Raw genomic sequence first — 15,330 nt, forward strand, 5'->3', positions numbered from 1 at the left:
GATGTTGAGACGCATGAGGGGAGTGTGAAGAAAATCTCTGCCATCGCGTGTTGTGTGGCTCTTGCCGCATGTGGAGATCTGTAAAGCCATCTTGGTGATGGCTATGAATATTTCGGAACTGATTCCATTCACTATACGATCGTAAACCGCAATGATAGAATAGTTGTCGATCCGAATGTCTTCCGGTTTCAGGTTCTCGGCTCCCTTGTCGTTGGAGAGCGGAAAGATGCCGAGATTGCGGACGAATTTTCGAAGCATTATGGCTATTTCATTCTCGACAAGGCGACTGGAGAGCTTGTCGAAGGGCTCGATGCCGCAGCCTTCTCTGCCGAACTCCGGAAGCGGAATTTGGAGTTCAACGGCGAGTTCATGTATCCATGGTGCGTTTTGAGCGTCGGAACCTGCGTCTTCGGATTTTTCTATTCCAGATGACGCCGCCCTTGGCGCGGGACGGTGCTTGGTCTAGAGCAAAGCGCGTTTTGGTGGAAACGCGCCTTGCTCTAACTCCTTGTTTCGACGCGTCTTTGCGACTTGACGCGAGTCCGTCAAATCGCAAAACGCTTTAGAGCAGGGTCGGCGCGGGCCACACCCCATCCGACCTTGCTGCGCAAGGCCACCCCACCTCAGCAATCTCGAGTGTTCCCGAGATCGGCATGCAAGAGAGCAAGTCGGAAACACCCGACTTGCGGGGAGAAGGCTTCCTGTGCCCTTTCCGGACCGCGCGACGCCCCTGCCCATGCAGCGTGCCCCGGCTCTCGGGCGGGTTTGCCGCGCCGCGCCTGCCCGCATGCCATTGATTCCCAAGCGCGGCGGTGCCACTTTATAATCGTTCAATCGTTTCCCGCGCCGGCCTTGAACCGGCGATGCGGATGGAGACCGAAATGTTCATTCAGACCGAAGCGACGCCGAATCCCTCGACCCTGAAGTTCCTGCCGGGCCGGACCGTGCTGGAGCAGGGCACGCTGCACATGACCAACGCCGCCGAGGGGGCCCAGTCGCCGCTGGCCGAGACGCTGTTCGCCATCGAGGGCGTCGCCGGCGTGTTCTTCGGCTCGGACTTCATCACCATCACCCGCTCCGGCGTCGAATGGCAGCACCTCAAGCCGGCGATCCTCGGCGCCATCATGGAGCACTACATGTCGGGCGCGCCGATCCTGCGCGCCGACGCGGCCGCCGTCGACGACGGCGGGGAGTTCTATGACGAGGCCGACGAGGATACGGTCGAGACCATCAAGGACCTCCTGGAGACGCGCGTGCGCCCGGCCGTGGCGTCGGACGGCGGCGACATCACCTTCAAGGGGTACCGCGACGGCGTCGTCTACCTGACCATGAAGGGCGCCTGCTCGGGCTGCCCGTCCTCGACCGCGACCCTGCGCAACGGCATCCAGAACCTGCTCCGCCACTTCGTGCCGGACGTGCAGGAAGTGCGGGCGGCGTAACCGCCCGCTCACGCCGGCGCGAAGCGCAGCGCCGCGCCGTTCATGCAGTAGCGCAGTCCAGTCGGTTGCGGCCCGTCGTCGAAGACGTGGCCGAGATGGCCGCCACAGCGCCGGCAATGCACCGCGGTGCGGACCATGCCGGCGCCGGTGTCGCGCGATGTCCCGACGGCGCCGGGCAGGGCCCGGCTGAAGCTCGGCCAGCCCGTGCCGCTGTCATATTTCGCCGCCGATGCGAACAGCGCCTGGCCGCAGCCGGCGCACTGGAAGGTGCCGGCCCGGTGCTCGGCGAGCAAGGGGCTCGATCCCGGCGCTTCGGTGTCCGCCCGGCGCAGCACGCGGTACTGCTCGGGCGTGAGGCGCGTGCGCCACTGGGCATCGGTCAGCGTCACGGCGAAGGCGGCCTCGGCGCGCGCTCCTCCCACCGCCAGCACGGCAGTGCCCGCGAGCGCGAATTCGAGCAGTGCGCGGCGGCTCGGCATGGCGTCTCCTCCGTCCCGCCCTTCTATCGCGCCGGCGACGGCCGCGGCGTCACGTTGCGCTCACGCCGCATCACGAGGGAGTGGCCGATGCCTGTCTGGCCTTGCCGTCGTCGGCGGCGAACACCGCCAGGAGCTTGGAGCGGATGCTGTTCTGGCGCGCCGTCGAGGTGATCTTCGCCCCGGTCAGGTCGGTGACGTAGAACACGTCCACCGCCTTCTCGCCGAAGGTCGAGACATGGGCCGAGGCGATGTTGAGGTTGAGGCTGGAGATGGCGGTGGTGAGGTCGTAGAGCAGGCCCGGCCGGTCCAGCCCCGAGACCTCGACCACGGTGTGCCGGTTCGACCATTCGTTGTCGACCACCACGTCGGGGGCCACCTGGAACACTTTCGAGCGCGGCCGCGAGGCCGTGCGGTTGGCGACGACCTCGGGCAGTCGGATCTCGCCGCGCAAGGCGCTCTCCATGTCCCGCGCAATGCGATTGGCCCGGCGCATCTCGTCCTCGTCCTCGGCGAATTCGCGGCGCACGAAGATGGTGTCGAGGGCGAGGCCGTCCGTGGTGGTGTTGATCTGGGCATCGACGATGTTCGCGCCCGCCGCGGCGCAGGCCCCGGCGATGATCGAGAGCAGCCGCGGATGGTCGGGCGCCAGCACGGTCAGCTCGGTCACGCCGCGGAAGGCGTCGGTGGCGACCGCCGTGCCGAGCGTGCGCCCGCCGGCGAGCACGGTTCGCATGAAGCGGGCGTGCCGGATCTTGCGCACCAGCTCCACCTTCAGCCAATAGGGCGGGTAGTGCCGCGCCACATAGGCGTCGAGCTCCGCCTCGCTCCAGTCGGCCAGTGCGGCACGCAGCTCCGTCTGCGCCTGTTTCACGCTGGCCTGGCGGTCGGCGATCGAGTGCCCGCCGGCCAGCACCGGCTCGGTTTCCCAGAACAGCGAGCGCAGCAGCTGGCCCTTCCATCCGTTCCACACGCCCGGCCCGACCGCGCGGATGTCGGCGACGGTGAGGATCAGCAGGAGCTTCAGCCGTTCCAGCGACTGCACCGTGGCGGCGAAGGTCTCGACGGTCTTGCGGTCGGAGAGGTCGCGCGACTGGGCGGTGGTCGACATCACCAGGTGCTGCTCGATCAGCCAGGCGACGGTGTCGGTCTCGGCCGGCGACAGGCCGAGGCGCGGACACAGGCGCCGGGCGATCCGGGCGCCGGCGATCGAATGGTCCTCCGGCCGGCCTTTGGCGATGTCGTGCAGGAAGGTCGCGACATAGAGCACCGTGCGGTTCTGGATCGTCGGCATGATCTCGTTGACGACCGGATGCTCCTCGCCGCCGCCGCCGCGATCGATGTCCGCCAGCTCGCCGATCGCCCGCAGCAGGTGTTCGTCGACGGTGTAGTGATGATACATGTTGAACTGCATCATCGCCACGACCTTGCCGAACTCGGGGATGAACCGGCCGAGCACGCCCGCCTCGTTCATGCGCCGCAGCACCGTCTCCGGCGCGTTGCGCGAGGTGAGGATGGCGAGGAACAGCCGGTTCGCCTCGCGGTTCTCGCGCAGATGCGCATCGATCAGCTTGAGCGAGCGCGTCACCAGCCGCATGGCGTCGGGGTGCAGGGCGAGGCCCTGCTGGTCGGCGAGGTGGAACAGGCGCAGCAGGTTGACGGGATCGCGGCCGAAGGCGCCATCGTCGATGACGTTGAGGCGGCCGGCCTCGACCACGAAGTCCTTCGCTCCCTTCAGCACGACGCGCCGCCTGCGGCGGAAAGGGGCGATGAAGCGATCGAGCATGGCCTTGGGCTTGGCCTGCCGCTCCTCCAGGGCGGCGCAGACGATGGCGGTGAGGTCGCCGACGTCCTTGGCCACGAGGAAGTAGTGCTTCATGAAGCGCTCGACGCCGCGCAGGCCGCCGCGGTCGGCATAGCCCAGCAGGTCGGCGATCTCGCGCTGCAGGTCGAAGGTGAGGCGCTCCTCGGCCCGGCGGGTGAGGAAGTGAATGGCGCAGCGCGTCGCCCACAGGAAGTCCTCGGCTTCGACGAACAGGCGGTATTCGCGCTTGGTGAACAGGCCGGCGGCGACGAGGGCCGAGGGGTCCTTGACCCGGTAGACGTATTTGGTGATCCAGAACAGGGTGTTGAGATCGCGCAGCCCGCCCTTGCCCTCCTTGACGTTGGGTTCGACCTTGTAGCGGGAGTTGCCGGCCTTGACGACGCGCTCGTCGCGCTCGGCGAGCTTGGCGGCGACGAACTCGGGCGCCGTGGACTGCACCAGCTCCCGGTCGAACCGGTCGATCAGGTCGTGCGCCAGGGCGCTGTCGCCCAGGATCGGCCGAGCCTCCAGGATCGAGGTGCGGATGGTCATGTCGGAGCGGGCGAGGCGGATGCAGTCGTCGACGCTGCGCGTGGCATGGCCGACCTTCTGGCCGAGATCCCACATGACATAGAGCATGGATTCGGTGACGCTCTCGCCCCAGGCCGTCTGCTTGGCCGGCAGCAGGAAGAGCAGGTCGATGTCCGAGCCGGGAGCCAGGGTGCCGCGGCCGTAGCCGCCGACGGCGATCACCGTCATGCGCTCGCCGGAGGAGGGGTTGTGCGCCGTATAGACCCAGCGCGTGACATAGGCGTAGATCGCCCGGATCAGCTCGTCCTGCAGGTGGCAGATGCGCCGGGCGCAGATCGTGCCGAGCCGATCCTCCTCGAACCAGGTCCGGATGCGCTGGCGTCCCTGCTGCAGCGTCGCCTTGAGCAATTGCACGACCGCCAGGCGCAGGGCGTCGGGCGAGCCCTCATGCTCGATGGCGAGGGCGTCGATCTCGGCCTCGAGCGCCATGCGATCGACGATGAGGTGGAGGTCGCGGTCGGCCTTGTCGAGCATCGAACCCGGAGCGTGAGTGGGCGCCTGTCCGGGAAGGTCCCGGCTCTCCCCAGCCAGTAGAGCATTTTTCGCCGCGGCGAAATCGGCTGCGAAGCCTCCATGCGCCGGAAGCCGGGGGTGCCATTCCCATTTTCGCGAAAATGGTCTCGACGCTCCGGCCGCCGGCCTCAGGCCTGCGACCGCTTGCGCGCGGCCTCGCGCCTGGCCTTGAGCTCGAACAGGGCCTCCAGTGCCTGGCGCGGGGTCAGGTCGTCGGGGTCGAGGGCATCGAGCGCCTCCGCCACTTCGTCGCACCTGGGCGGCTGGGGCGCGGGACGCGGCGCCACGGCGAAGAGCGGCAGGTCGTCGACCAGGCGGACGGGGGTCTTGGAGCGGTCGGCCGATTCGAGCTCGGACAGGATCCGGCGCGCCCGCTCCACCACCGGAGCCGGCATGCCGGCGAGCTTGGCGACCTGGATGCCGTAGGAGCGGTCGGCGGCGCCGGGCGCGACCTCGTGCAGGAACACCACGTCGCCGTGCCATTCGGTGACGCGCATGGTGGCGTTGGCCAGGCGCGGCAGCGTCTTCGCCAATTGGGTCAGCTCATGGTAGTGCGTGGCGAACAGCGACCGGCAGCGGTTGACGGCGGACAGGTTCTCGATCGCCGCCCAGGCGATGGACAGGCCGTCGAAGGTGGCGGTGCCGCGGCCGATCTCGTCGAGGATCACCAGGGCGCGCGGTCCGGCCTGGTTCAGGATCGCCGCGGTCTCGACCATCTCGACCATGAAGGTGGAGCGGCCGCGGGCGAGGTCGTCCGCCGCCCCGACGCGGGAGAACAGGCTGTCGACCACGCCGATATGGGCGCGCCGCGCCGGCACGAAGGCGCCCATCTGCGCCAGCACGGCGATCAGCGCGTTCTGGCGCAGGAAGGTCGACTTGCCCGCCATGTTCGGGCCGGTGAGCAGCCAGATCTGGCCGGCGTCGCGGCCGCTGAGGTCGCAGTCATTGGCGACGAACGGTTTGCCGTCGCGTTTCAGCGCCCGCTCCACCACCGGGTGGCGCCCGCCCTCGATGGCGAAGGCGAGCGACGCGTCGACCTGCGGGCGCACATGGCCCTCCTCGTCCGCCAGCGTCGCCAGCGCCGCGACCACGTCGAGCAGCGCCAGCGCCTCCGTGGCGGCGCGGATGGCGGCGTGGTCGGCCATCACCCGGCCGGCAAGGTCCTCGAACACCGCGAGCTCCTTGGCCAGCGCCCTGTCGGCGGCGGAGGCGATGCGCGATTCGAGGTCGGAAAGCTCGGCGGTGGAGAAGCGCATCGCCCCGGCCATGGTCTGGCGATGGACGAAGGTCTCGCGCAGCGGCGGTCTGAGGAAGGCCTCGCCGGCGGCCTGCGGCACCTCGACGAAATAGCCCAGCACATTGTTGTGCTTGACCTTGAGCTGGCGCACGCCGCTCTCCTCGGCGTAGCGCGCCTGCAGCGAGGCGATGACGCGCCGGCTCTCGTCGCGCAGGGCGCGGGTGTCGTCGAGGTCGCCGTCATAGCCCGGCCTGACGAAGCCGCCGTCGCGCTTGAGCAACGGCAGCTCCTCGGCGAGGGCGGCGCCGAGGGCGGCGGCGATGCTCCTGTCCGGCTGCGCCAACGCGGCCAGGGCCTCGACCAGGATCGCCGGCAGCGCCGCCTCCTGGCCGAGCCGCGCCTGCAGGGCCGCGACCGTGTCGAGCCCCTCGCGCATGGCGGCAAGGTCGCGCGGGCCGCCGCGGTCCAGGGTCAGGCGCGACAGCGCCCGGGCCATGTCCGGCGCCGATTTGAGGCGCGAGCGCAACTCGGTGCGGACGGCGAGGTCGTCGCGGAACCAGGCGACGGCGTCGTGACGGGCGGCGATGGCCGCCGGGTCGGTCAGCGGGCTCGACAGCCATTGCGCGATCAGCCGGCCGCCGCCGGCGGTGACGGTGCGGTCGATGGCGTCGAGCATCGAGCCGGCACGCTCGCCGCCGAGCGTGCGCGTCAGTTCCAGATTGGCGCGCGTCGCCGCGTCGATCGCCATATGGGCGAGGGGAGCGTCGCGGCGCGGCGGCTCCAGCGCCGGCCTGGCGCCGATCTGCGTGCGCTCGACATAGGACACGGCCGCCGCCGCCGCGGTGAGCTCGGCCCGGGAGAAGGAACCGAAGCCGTCGATGGTCGCCACGTCGTAGAAGCCGGCGAGGCGGCGTTCGGCGCTGGCCCCGTCGAAGATGTCGCGGCCGACCGGGGTGACGGCAGCCCGGCTCTCCCGCCACAGATGCGCGAGGTCCGGATCCTCGTACAGCGCCTCGGCCACCACGATCTCGCGCGGGTCGATGCGGGCGATCTCGGCGGCCAGGGCCTGGCGCGGGCATTCGCCGAGGCCGAACAGGCCGGTGGAGATGTCGAGGAAGGCGAGGCCGAAGCGCGCCTCGGTCTCCGACTGCTTGATCCGCGCCACGGTCATGAACAGGTTGGCGCGGGCGGGGTCGAGCAGCCCCTCCTCGGTGATGGTGCCGGGCGTCACCAGGCGCACCACGCCGCGCTTCACCACCGCCTTGCCGCCGCGCTTCTTGGCCTCGGCCGGATCCTCCTGCTGCTCGCAGACGGCGACGCGGTGGCCGAGGGCGATCAGCCGGTGCAGGTACTCCTCCGCCCGCACCACCGGCACGCCGCACATCGGGATGTCGTCGCCCTGGTGCTTGCCGCGCTTGGTCAGCACGATGCCGAGCGCCCGCGAGGCGATCTCGGCGTCACCGAAGAACAGCTCGTAGAAGTCCCCCATCCGGTAGAACAGCAGCGCGTCGGGGTTGGCGGCCTTGATCTCGAGGTACTGCTCCATCATCGGCGTGACGCGCAGCGCGTCGCCGGGGGAGGGCGTGGGGGCGGCGGAGAGGTCCATGGCAAGACGTTAGCAGGCACGGGCCGCGAAGGCACGGGGGAGAGGTGGGCGCAGGTGTGGACAGGGGCGGGATCCGGCCCCATAGGCGCTGAGACAGGGCCGGACCACGTCGCTCCCGGGAGAGGCGACGCCCTCTCGGCCGTCATGGGCGGACTTGATCCATAAGCGCTGAGATAAGCGATCGTCGGGAAATGGGCTCGTCCGTTCAATCGCGGCATGGCCGGACTTGATCCGGCCATCCACGCGCACGCAACGATACGGAATCAGGTGACGACAGCTCCCCAATCGCCGTGTTCCCTGGCGAGATCGCATGCCATCCCGAGCGAAATCGAGTCCGATTCCGCTCGGGATGGCCGGCCCCCGTTTGCTGCTGATTTCGCCCTGGCCGTGTTTCGTGCTAAAGCCCCGGCCGAAACCCGGATTTTCGCAAGATGACTGCCCTATCCCTCGACCTGCCGCGGGACGACGCGCCCGTTGCGGCGCCAGCCGCCAAGTCCTCCCTCGCCGGCCTCGACCGTACCGGTCTGATCGCCGCCATGGCCTCGATCGGCGTGCCCGAGCGCGAGCGCCGGATGCGCGCCGACCAGCTGCATCACTGGCTCTACGTGCGCGGCGCCAAGTCCTTCGACCAGATCACCAACGTCTCCAAGCACCTGCGCCATGCCCTGGCCGAGGTCTACACCCTCGACCGGCCGGAGATCGTCGCCGAGCAGGTCTCGGCCGACGGCACGCGCAAATGGCTGATGCGCCTGCCGCCCGCCGGCCCGCATGACCGCGGCGCCGAGATCGAGACCGTCTATATCCCCGAGGAGACGCGCGGCACGCTGTGCGTCTCCAGCCAGGTCGGCTGCACGTTGACCTGCAGCTTCTGCCATACCGGCACCCAGAAGCTGGTGCGCAACCTCACCACGGCGGAGGTGGTGGCCCAGCTCCTTGTGGCGCGCGACCGCCTCGGCGACTGGCCGGGCGAGACGCCGCCGGAGGGGGCGATCGTGCCGCGCGACGGCGGGCGCTTCGTCTCCAACGTGGTGATGATGGGCATGGGCGAGCCGCTCTACAACTACGACAACGTCGTCGCGGCGCTGAAGGTGATGTCGGATCCCGACGGCCTCTGCCTGTCGCGCCGGCGCATCACGCTCTCGACCTCCGGCGTGGTGCCGATGATCGGCCAGCTCGGCCAGGACCTGTCGCCGGCTCTGGCGATCTCGCTGCATGCGACGCGCGACGAGCTGCGCGACACGCTGGTGCCGCTCAACAGGAAATATCCGATCGCCGAGCTCCTGGACGCCTGCCGCAACTATGCCGGCCTCTCCAATGCCCGGCGCATCACCTTCGAATATGTGATGCTGAAGGGCGTCAACGACAGCCTCGACGATGCAAGGCGCCTGGTGAAGCTGCTCAAGGGCATCCCGGCCAAGATCAACCTGATCCCGTTCAACCCCTGGCCCGGCACCGTCTACGAGTGCTCGGACTGGGAGCAGATCGAGGCGTTCTCCGAGGTGGTGTTCCGCGCCGGCTATGCCTCGCCGATCCGCACGCCGCGCGGGCGCGACATCCTCGCTGCCTGCGGCCAGCTCAAGAGCGAGAGCCAGAAGCTCAGGGCCCGCGAGCGCCACGCCCTCGAGGCGGAGGCGATGAAGAAGCTGGCGGTGGAGGCCTTCTACATCCACGGGGCCGACGAGGCGTGACGCGCGTCATCACCCGCCTGCTGATCGTGCCGATCGGCGTCGGCTTCGCCGCCCTGGCGGCGCTGGTCTGCGGCATCGCCGGGGCGGTCGCCTCCGGGCTCGCCGGCAATTTCGCCTCCTTCGCCGCCTTCACTGGCGTCAGCGTGCTGGTCGCGGCCGTCGCCGGCGTCGATCCCGACGCGATCGGCGCCTTCCTGTGGCTGCTCTGGCTGGTCATGCTCGGCGTCCTGTTCGTGCCGGTGATCCTGGCCGCGCTGATCGGCGAGATCTTCGGCGTCGCCTCCTGGATGGCCTATGCCTTCGGCATGGGCGGTCTCTTCGCGCTGACGCCGATCCTGTTCCCGGGCGACCCGGCGACCCATGGCTGGCCAGAGAACGCGACGCTCGGCTTCTTCGCCACCGGCATCGTCGCCGGCACCGTCTACTGGCTGATCGCCGGCCGCGGCGCCGGGCGCAAGGCGCCGCCCGAGTCCGGCCCCCTCGGCCGCCCCTCGGTTCCCGGCAGCGGCCGGCGTTGACCGGCCGGCCGCCGACGGTTAACGATTTGCTCATCTTGCGCGATATAATTCGAAGGATACCGGCCGGATTTTCGCCGGAATCCCTGTCTTTCGTGATGGGACCGCGATGCGCCTGCCGTCCGGCTTCGCCCGAAGCCGGCCTGTTGCCCCCTCGCTACCTTGTTTTCGGATCGATCGAGCCAGCAATGACGTTCAAATCCTTCCTCCTCGCGCTCGTCGCCGCCGCCGTTCTCGCCACGCCGGCCATGGCCGCGAAGAAGAAGCCCGACCCGGCGGCGGCGCCGGCCGCCGCGCAGCCCACGCCCATCGGCCAGTTCGGCGATTGGCAGGCCTTCCAGATCGGCCCGGACAAGGGCAGGTCGTGCTTCGCCATCTCCAACCCGAAGGAGCGCAAGCCGGCCGGCCTCAACCGCGACCCCGCCACCTTCTTCGTCACCCGCAAGACCAGCGCGAACACCCACAACGAGCTGAGCTTCATCGCCGGCTTCCCGATGAAGGACGGCTCCGACGCCAAGATCACCATCGGCAAGACCAGCTTCGCCCTCTATGCCAAGGAGGCGAACGCCTGGGTCAAGAACGCGGCCGAGGAAGGCACGGTCATCGCCACGATGAAGAAGAACAAGGCCGTCATTTTCGAGGGCGCGTCCAAGCGCGGCAACAAGACCACCGACCGCTATTCGCTCTCCGGCTTCGCCCAGGCGCTGGACGCCATCTCCAAGGCCTGCCCGTAAGGTCTCAGTCCGCGGCGGCGGGCGCTCCGCGCCCGTCCAGGAAACGGTCCAGCCCGGTGAGCCCGGTGTGGCGGATCTCCAGGCGCAGGCCGAGCCGGTCGGCAGCCGCCTGCGCCTTGCGCTCCAGCGCCGGGTCCGGCACCTGCACCAGATAGACCATGCGGGTGTAATTGCCGAAATAGACCGGCAGGAGCTGCGGGTGGCGATCGAGCCCGAGCCCCTTGATCACGAATCGCTCGAAGTGGCGCAGCAGGAAGTCGGTGAGATAGAACGTGCCGATCTCGGCCTCCTGCATCGCCTCGAAGGCCTCGAGGCCGGTGAAGAAGGCGTAGCAATGCGGGCCGTCGATGCGCTCGACGCCTTCCTCCTCCAGCACCTTGTCCAGCAGGCCGCCGGTGCCGCAATCGCCGTAGAGGCAGAGGATCTCGTCGTAGCGCTTGCGCCCGGCGCGGATCTTGCGCCGGACCCCCTCGGGGATCCGCTCCGGATGGTTGTGCCAGATCGCCGGCAGGCAGGTGATGTCGAGATGGCTCCAGCCATTGGCCTCGACCACGGCAAGGAACTCGCGCGCCAGCGCGCCGCAGGCGATGACGAGGGTCTTGCGGGGGCTGGTCATGACCCCTCCCTGAGCCCGCCGGGCCGGCGCCGCCCGCGGGCCGCCGGTTCAGTTCAGGCCGGGCGGGCCGCGCCCTGGCGGCGGGCGATCAGCGACTTGGCCGTCTCCACGGCGACGGCGGCGTCGCGGCAATAGGCATCGGCGCCGACCGCGTCGGCGAAGGCCTCGTTCAGCGGCGCGCCGCCGACCAGCACAATGTAGTCGGAGCGGATGCCCTTTTCCTTCATCGTGTCGATCACGACCTTCATGTAGGGCATGGTCGTGGTCAGCAGCGCCGACATGCCGAGGATCTCGGGCTCGTGCTTGGCGATGGCTTCCAGGTAGTTCTCGACCGGATTGTTGATGCCGAGGTCGATCACCTCGAAGCCGGCGCCCTCCATCATCATGGTGACGAGGTTCTTGCCGATGTCGTGGATGTCTCCCTTGACCGTGCCGATCACCATCTTGCCGATCTTGGGCGCGCCCGTCTCGGCCAGCAATGGGCGCAGCACGTTCATGCCCGCCTTCATCGAATTGGCCGACATCAGCACTTCCGGCACGAACAGGATGCCGTCGCGGAAATCGATGCCGACGATGCGCATGCCCTCGACCAGCGCCTTGGTCAGCACGTCGTAGGGGGTCCAGCCGCGCGCGAGCAGGATGTTCACGCCATCGACGATCTCGTCGGCGAGGCCGTCATAGAGATCGTCATGCATCTGCTCGACAAGTTCGTCGTCGGGAAGCGAGTTCAGGTCGAGGTCGCCGTCGGCCATGTCGGGTGGATCCTTGCACCGGGGAGTAACGCGCGATGGGAAGACGATGATCCGGATGATCGCCTTACGCAAGTAGCGCGGCGGCATGCCGGCAGGCTGTCGCGTCGGGGACATCCGATTGTCAAACCGCGACGCGCGGCGGCGCGCCGCAGGCCGCGCCGCCGCGCCCGGCCGCCCGATCGGGCCCTTCCCGCGCCGGCCGGCTCTTGTATCGTCGGCCGTTGGGCGTAGGAGTGGGGACGGCGGTTCGGGGCGCGGCGGCGCCCCGGGCCGGGACTTGCAGGACCTGGCATGACGCATCTTCCCACCGGCATCGACACGGCGCGCACGCGGCTGGCGCCGGCCTCGCTGGCGTTCCGCTCCGAGGGCGGGCGCTCGGGATGGGTCATCGCCACGGCGGAGCCGCAGGTCTTCGTGGCGCTGGACTGGATCGCCGGCGGCGGGGACCGGGTGGCGGCGCTGGTCGTGACCTTCGACGATGCCAGCAACACCGTGCCGGTGCCGGGCGCCTATTTCCAGCTTTCCCAATATGCCGAGGACTGGTCGCCGGGCGACGACCTCGCCCTGCCGGGCTTTCTCGGGCTGGCCGGGGACCGGATCTTCCTGCGCGCCTGGGAGTTCCGGGACGGGCGCCGCGAGAGCCGCTGGGTCGACCTGGCGACGGGCGAGGTCGCCGCCGAGCCGCTCGACGTCGTCATGCTCTGCCGGGCCTGGTCGCTGAAGGTGCCGGTCGGCCTGGAGGACGCGATCCTCCACAGCTACCCCCGGCGCTGAGTCCGTCGGCCGTGCGCGGGGCTCCCCCGTGCATGGCGAGACGCGGCGCTCAACGGGTCGGGGGCGGGACCGGGTCGATCCACAGGCTGTCGCCGCGGCGGATGATGTCGACGACGGCGCCGGGCTCCCGCTCGGCGCCGGGCGTCGAGATCGTCAGCTTCTGGCCGTCGGCCAGAGTCGCGATGAACCGGACCGGGGGCGCCGCCTCGCCGCCGGCCAGGGTGGCGACGACGTGATAGCCGTCGGCCTCGGCGGTATAGTAGGCCACGCCCTTGACCGGGCCGAGGTCGATGCTGCGGGCATGCCGGGCCGGCACCGTGTCGGCCGAAGCGGTGCCGGCGGTCGCGAGCGCCAGGGCGAAGGCGGAAAGAAGAATGCGCATGGCTCAATCCCAAGGTTGCTGGCCGGGCCGTCCCGGCAAGCCGGATCGGGATCCGGGAGCGGTTGAGATGGGGACGTCTCTATTGCCTTGCAGCATCCATAGATGCGCTGCACAATGATGCCGGCGTTGCGCGGATTGCATGGCACTCTCATCGCGTCGTGGTGATATTCGTGTTTTCGCCGTCTTCTTGGGCGATCTGTCTGGAATGGCAGGCGCGTCGCCCGGTTGGCGAGCGCGGTGGAGCACCGAGGCCAGAGCGGCCGAGGGCTCTGTCGTTTGCGATTGATCGTGTGCGGTGCAACATGAAACGGTTCAATTTGATGAGTGATACCGAAGTCGCGCCCCGGAGCGGGCCGCGCCGGCAACTGCTGCAGCGCGGCGACGAGGATCCGCGCCGCGCGGCAATGCCGGCGAGGGCGCTGCGGGCCGAGGAGGTCCTCGAGCGGACGGCGCTCACCGGCCGCGAATGGCGTGCGGTGGGAGAGCTTGCCAAAGCGAAGCTGGATTTCGAGCCGCTGGCGATGCGCTCCTATGTCGGGCCGATCGTGGCCGAGCGGCTGATCCAGCTCGGCATCGCCGAGGTCGGCCCCAGCGCGCCGCGCTTCAACCGCGCCGCCTTCCCGATCGGCTATCGGCTCAGCCGGCTCGGCCGCATGGTCCTGGCCCGCGGCCGCCGCCCTCCCGAGGCCGGATGAGGACGGCGGGACGGGTCGTCGGCGCAGCCTTGGTCCTGGTCGGCCTGGTCTGGGCCGGCCAGGGGCTCGGGCTGATCGGCGGCAGCTTCATGACCGGCCGCCCGCAATGGCTGGTGATCGGCGCTGTCGTCGCGCTGGCCGGCGTCGAGATGCTGGCATGGACCCGGCGGGGCCGCTCAAACTGAGCGCTTGGTGCGATGGTGGGCGCGACAGGGATTGAACCTGTGACCCCTACGATGTCAACGTAGTGCTCTCCCGCTGAGCTACGCGCCCATCGCTTGCGGAGGCCGGCCTCATAACAGGTCGGCGCGGAGCGTGCAAGCGGGTGAGACGCTCTTTCTGCCGGATGTCGTCAAAGACCTCGCCGGCGCCTGCCTGGCTTGGAACCGATGGGCGGCCGGATTTCATTGCAGGTTCGCGCGGCGTCGCCGGTGTTGGTCCTTCCCTCGCTGGTGCTGCATGGGTAAGATCGACGCCGGGTCGCGAGATATCGGCAGGCAGCGGGTGCTGCGGGCGGTGCTTTTCGCTTCGCCGCGACGCGCCACCCCATCTTCGAATGATAGGCCCTAGGGAACTGAAATGACGGTCGAGATCAAAACGGTTGGCATCATCGGCGCTGGCCAGATGGGCAGCGGGATCGCGCATGTGTCGGCGCTGGCCGGCATCGGCGTCGTCCTCAACGACATTTCGACCGATCGCATCAACGAGAGCCTCGCCACGATCAACGGCACCCTGGCCCGGCAGGTGGCCAAGGGCACCATCACCGAGGCCCAGCGTCAGGCGGCGTTGCCGCGAATCAGCGGCACCGCCGACACGGCGGGCCTCGCCGACTGCGACCTGGTGATCGAGGCGGCCACCGAGAACGAGCAGGTCAAGGTCAAGATCTACGGCCAGGTCTGCCGCCACCTGAAGCCGTCGGCCATCCTGGCCACCAACACCTCGTCGATCTCGATCACGCGGCTGGCGGCGGCGACCGACCGGCCGGAAAAGTTCATCGGCATCCATTTCATGAACCCGGTGCCGGTGATGCAGCTGGTCGAGCTGATCCGCGGCATCGCCACCGAGGACTCCACCTTCGACGCGGCCAAGGGCTATTGCAACCGGCTCGACAAGACCATCGCCGTCTCCGAGGACTTCCCGGCCTTCATCGTCAACCGTATCCTGCTGCCGATGATTAACGAGGCGATCTACACGCTCTACGAGGGCGTCGGCACGGTCGACTCGATCGACACCGCGATGAAGCTCGGCGCCAACCACCCGATGGGGCCGCTGCAGCTGGCCGACTTCATCGGCCTCGACACCTGCCTGTCCATCATGCAGGTGCTGCATGAGGGGCTGGCCGATTCGAAGTACCGGCCCTGCCCGCTGCTGGTCAAATATGTCGAGGCCGGCTGGCTCGGCCGCAAGGTCAAGCGCGGCTTCTACGACTATCGCGGCGAGAAGCCGGTCCCGACCCGCTGAGCCTGCCTCCCGGCCGCCTGCCGCAGGGCCCGGCGCGCCGGGCGGCG

Annotated in this window: 14 protein-coding genes and 1 tRNA gene; 8 read left to right on the forward strand and 7 right to left on the reverse strand. The window is 69.0% G+C overall.

The window, feature by feature from the left end:
• Positions 1–881: 881 nt before the first annotated feature.
• Positions 882–1,439, forward strand: a complete 558-nt coding sequence (locus AC27L4_RS16760; protein ID WP_487143368.1) for a NifU family protein — start codon at positions 882–884, stop codon at positions 1,437–1,439.
• 8 nt (positions 1,440–1,447) lie between these two features.
• Here AC27L4_RS16760 and msrB read toward each other — a convergent pair whose 3' ends face one another.
• The 3 genes from msrB to mutS all read right to left on the reverse strand — a co-directional run bounded on the left by msrB (position 1,448) and on the right by mutS (position 7,666).
• Positions 1,448–1,918, reverse strand: a complete 471-nt coding sequence (gene msrB, locus AC27L4_RS16765) for a peptide-methionine (R)-S-oxide reductase MsrB (protein WP_487143369.1) — start codon at positions 1,916–1,918, stop codon at positions 1,448–1,450.
• A gap of 70 nt (positions 1,919–1,988) precedes the next feature.
• Complete coding sequence (locus AC27L4_RS16770; protein ID WP_487143370.1) at positions 1,989–4,784, reverse strand: [protein-PII] uridylyltransferase; 2,796 nt, start codon at positions 4,782–4,784, stop codon at positions 1,989–1,991.
• A 167-nt stretch (positions 4,785–4,951) separates the two neighbouring features.
• Positions 4,952–7,666, reverse strand: coding sequence for a DNA mismatch repair protein MutS (mutS, locus tag AC27L4_RS16775; protein ID WP_487143371.1), 2,715 nt, complete (start codon positions 7,664–7,666; stop codon positions 4,952–4,954).
• A gap of 431 nt (positions 7,667–8,097) precedes the next feature.
• On the opposite strand from mutS, the gene rlmN reads away from it, so the two are divergent.
• The 3 genes from rlmN to AC27L4_RS16790 all read left to right on the forward strand — a co-directional run bounded on the left by rlmN (position 8,098) and on the right by AC27L4_RS16790 (position 10,603).
• Entirely contained in the window at positions 8,098–9,354 is a 1,257-nt protein-coding gene (gene rlmN / locus AC27L4_RS16780; protein ID WP_487143372.1) for a dual-specificity RNA methyltransferase RlmN, read from the forward strand.
• Complete coding sequence (locus AC27L4_RS16785; RefSeq protein WP_487143373.1) at positions 9,351–9,872, forward strand: hypothetical protein; 522 nt, start codon at positions 9,351–9,353, stop codon at positions 9,870–9,872. The genes rlmN and AC27L4_RS16785 overlap by 4 nt, the downstream gene beginning before the upstream one ends.
• 185 nt (positions 9,873–10,057) lie before the next feature.
• On the forward strand, positions 10,058–10,603 hold the full coding sequence (locus AC27L4_RS16790) for an invasion associated locus B family protein (protein WP_487143374.1): 546 nt from the start codon (positions 10,058–10,060) through the stop codon (positions 10,601–10,603).
• A gap of 4 nt (positions 10,604–10,607) precedes the next feature.
• Here the strand turns inward: AC27L4_RS16790 and AC27L4_RS16795 are convergent, their stop codons facing one another.
• Together AC27L4_RS16795 and AC27L4_RS16800 are read right to left on the reverse strand one after the other, a co-directional pair.
• On the reverse strand, positions 10,608–11,219 hold the full coding sequence (locus AC27L4_RS16795) for a DUF1638 domain-containing protein (RefSeq protein WP_487143375.1): 612 nt from the start codon (positions 11,217–11,219) through the stop codon (positions 10,608–10,610).
• Between the two features lie 53 nt (positions 11,220–11,272).
• Positions 11,273–11,971 carry a corrinoid protein gene (locus AC27L4_RS16800; RefSeq protein WP_487143376.1) on the reverse strand — a complete coding sequence of 233 codons (699 nt, stop codon included), beginning with the start codon at positions 11,969–11,971 and terminating at the stop codon, positions 11,273–11,275.
• 291 nt (positions 11,972–12,262) lie between these two features.
• Here AC27L4_RS16800 and AC27L4_RS16805 point away from each other — a divergent pair, with 291 nt between their 5' ends.
• On the forward strand, positions 12,263–12,745 hold the full coding sequence (locus tag AC27L4_RS16805; RefSeq protein WP_487143377.1) for a hypothetical protein: 483 nt from the start codon (positions 12,263–12,265) through the stop codon (positions 12,743–12,745).
• 49 nt (positions 12,746–12,794) lie between these two features.
• On the opposite strand, the gene AC27L4_RS16810 is transcribed toward AC27L4_RS16805, so the two are convergent.
• Positions 12,795–13,127, reverse strand: coding sequence for a hypothetical protein (locus AC27L4_RS16810; RefSeq protein ID WP_487143378.1), 333 nt, complete (start codon positions 13,125–13,127; stop codon positions 12,795–12,797).
• A 320-nt stretch (positions 13,128–13,447) separates the two neighbouring features.
• On the opposite strand from AC27L4_RS16810, the gene AC27L4_RS16815 reads away from it, so the two are divergent.
• Both AC27L4_RS16815 and AC27L4_RS16820 read left to right on the forward strand, forming a co-directional pair.
• Positions 13,448–13,822 (forward strand): hypothetical protein, encoded by a 375-nt coding sequence (locus AC27L4_RS16815; protein WP_487143379.1) that lies wholly within the window; start codon positions 13,448–13,450, stop codon positions 13,820–13,822.
• On the forward strand, positions 13,819–14,007 hold the full coding sequence (locus tag AC27L4_RS16820) for a hypothetical protein (RefSeq protein WP_487143380.1): 189 nt from the start codon (positions 13,819–13,821) through the stop codon (positions 14,005–14,007). The genes AC27L4_RS16815 and AC27L4_RS16820 overlap by 4 nt, the downstream gene beginning before the upstream one ends.
• A 13-nt stretch (positions 14,008–14,020) precedes the next feature.
• On the opposite strand, the gene AC27L4_RS16825 is transcribed toward AC27L4_RS16820, so the two are convergent.
• Positions 14,021–14,095: transfer RNA gene (locus AC27L4_RS16825), tRNA-Val, on the reverse strand.
• A gap of 306 nt (positions 14,096–14,401) precedes the next feature.
• Here AC27L4_RS16825 and AC27L4_RS16830 point away from each other — a divergent pair.
• On the forward strand, positions 14,402–15,283 hold the full coding sequence (locus tag AC27L4_RS16830; RefSeq protein WP_487143381.1) for a 3-hydroxybutyryl-CoA dehydrogenase: 882 nt from the start codon (positions 14,402–14,404) through the stop codon (positions 15,281–15,283).
• Positions 15,284–15,330 lie beyond the last annotated feature (47 nt).

The organism is Labrys sp. Lb11, assembly GCF_057554225.1.

Coding starts and splice junctions, on each gene's coding strand:
- AC27L4_RS16800 (WP_487143376.1), bottom strand. CDS start 11,971: ATGGCCGACGGCGACCTCGACCTGAACTCGCTTCCCGACGACGAACTT.
- AC27L4_RS16770 (WP_487143370.1), bottom strand. CDS start 4,784: ATGCTCGACAAGGCCGACCGCGACCTCCACCTCATCGTCGATCGCATG.
- AC27L4_RS16810 (WP_487143378.1), bottom strand. CDS start 13,127: ATGCGCATTCTTCTTTCCGCCTTCGCCCTGGCGCTCGCGACCGCCGGC.
- mutS (WP_487143371.1), bottom strand. CDS start 7,666: ATGGACCTCTCCGCCGCCCCCACGCCCTCCCCCGGCGACGCGCTGCGC.
- AC27L4_RS16830 (WP_487143381.1), top strand. CDS start 14,402: ATGACGGTCGAGATCAAAACGGTTGGCATCATCGGCGCTGGCCAGATG.
- AC27L4_RS16760 (WP_487143368.1), top strand. CDS start 882: ATGTTCATTCAGACCGAAGCGACGCCGAATCCCTCGACCCTGAAGTTC.
- AC27L4_RS16795 (WP_487143375.1), bottom strand. CDS start 11,219: ATGACCAGCCCCCGCAAGACCCTCGTCATCGCCTGCGGCGCGCTGGCG.
- msrB (WP_487143369.1), bottom strand. CDS start 1,918: ATGCCGAGCCGCCGCGCACTGCTCGAATTCGCGCTCGCGGGCACTGCC.
- rlmN (WP_487143372.1), top strand. CDS start 8,098: ATGACTGCCCTATCCCTCGACCTGCCGCGGGACGACGCGCCCGTTGCG.
- AC27L4_RS16805 (WP_487143377.1), top strand. CDS start 12,263: ATGACGCATCTTCCCACCGGCATCGACACGGCGCGCACGCGGCTGGCG.
- AC27L4_RS16815 (WP_487143379.1), top strand. CDS start 13,448: ATGAGTGATACCGAAGTCGCGCCCCGGAGCGGGCCGCGCCGGCAACTG.
- AC27L4_RS16790 (WP_487143374.1), top strand. CDS start 10,058: ATGACGTTCAAATCCTTCCTCCTCGCGCTCGTCGCCGCCGCCGTTCTC.
- AC27L4_RS16820 (WP_487143380.1), top strand. CDS start 13,819: ATGAGGACGGCGGGACGGGTCGTCGGCGCAGCCTTGGTCCTGGTCGGC.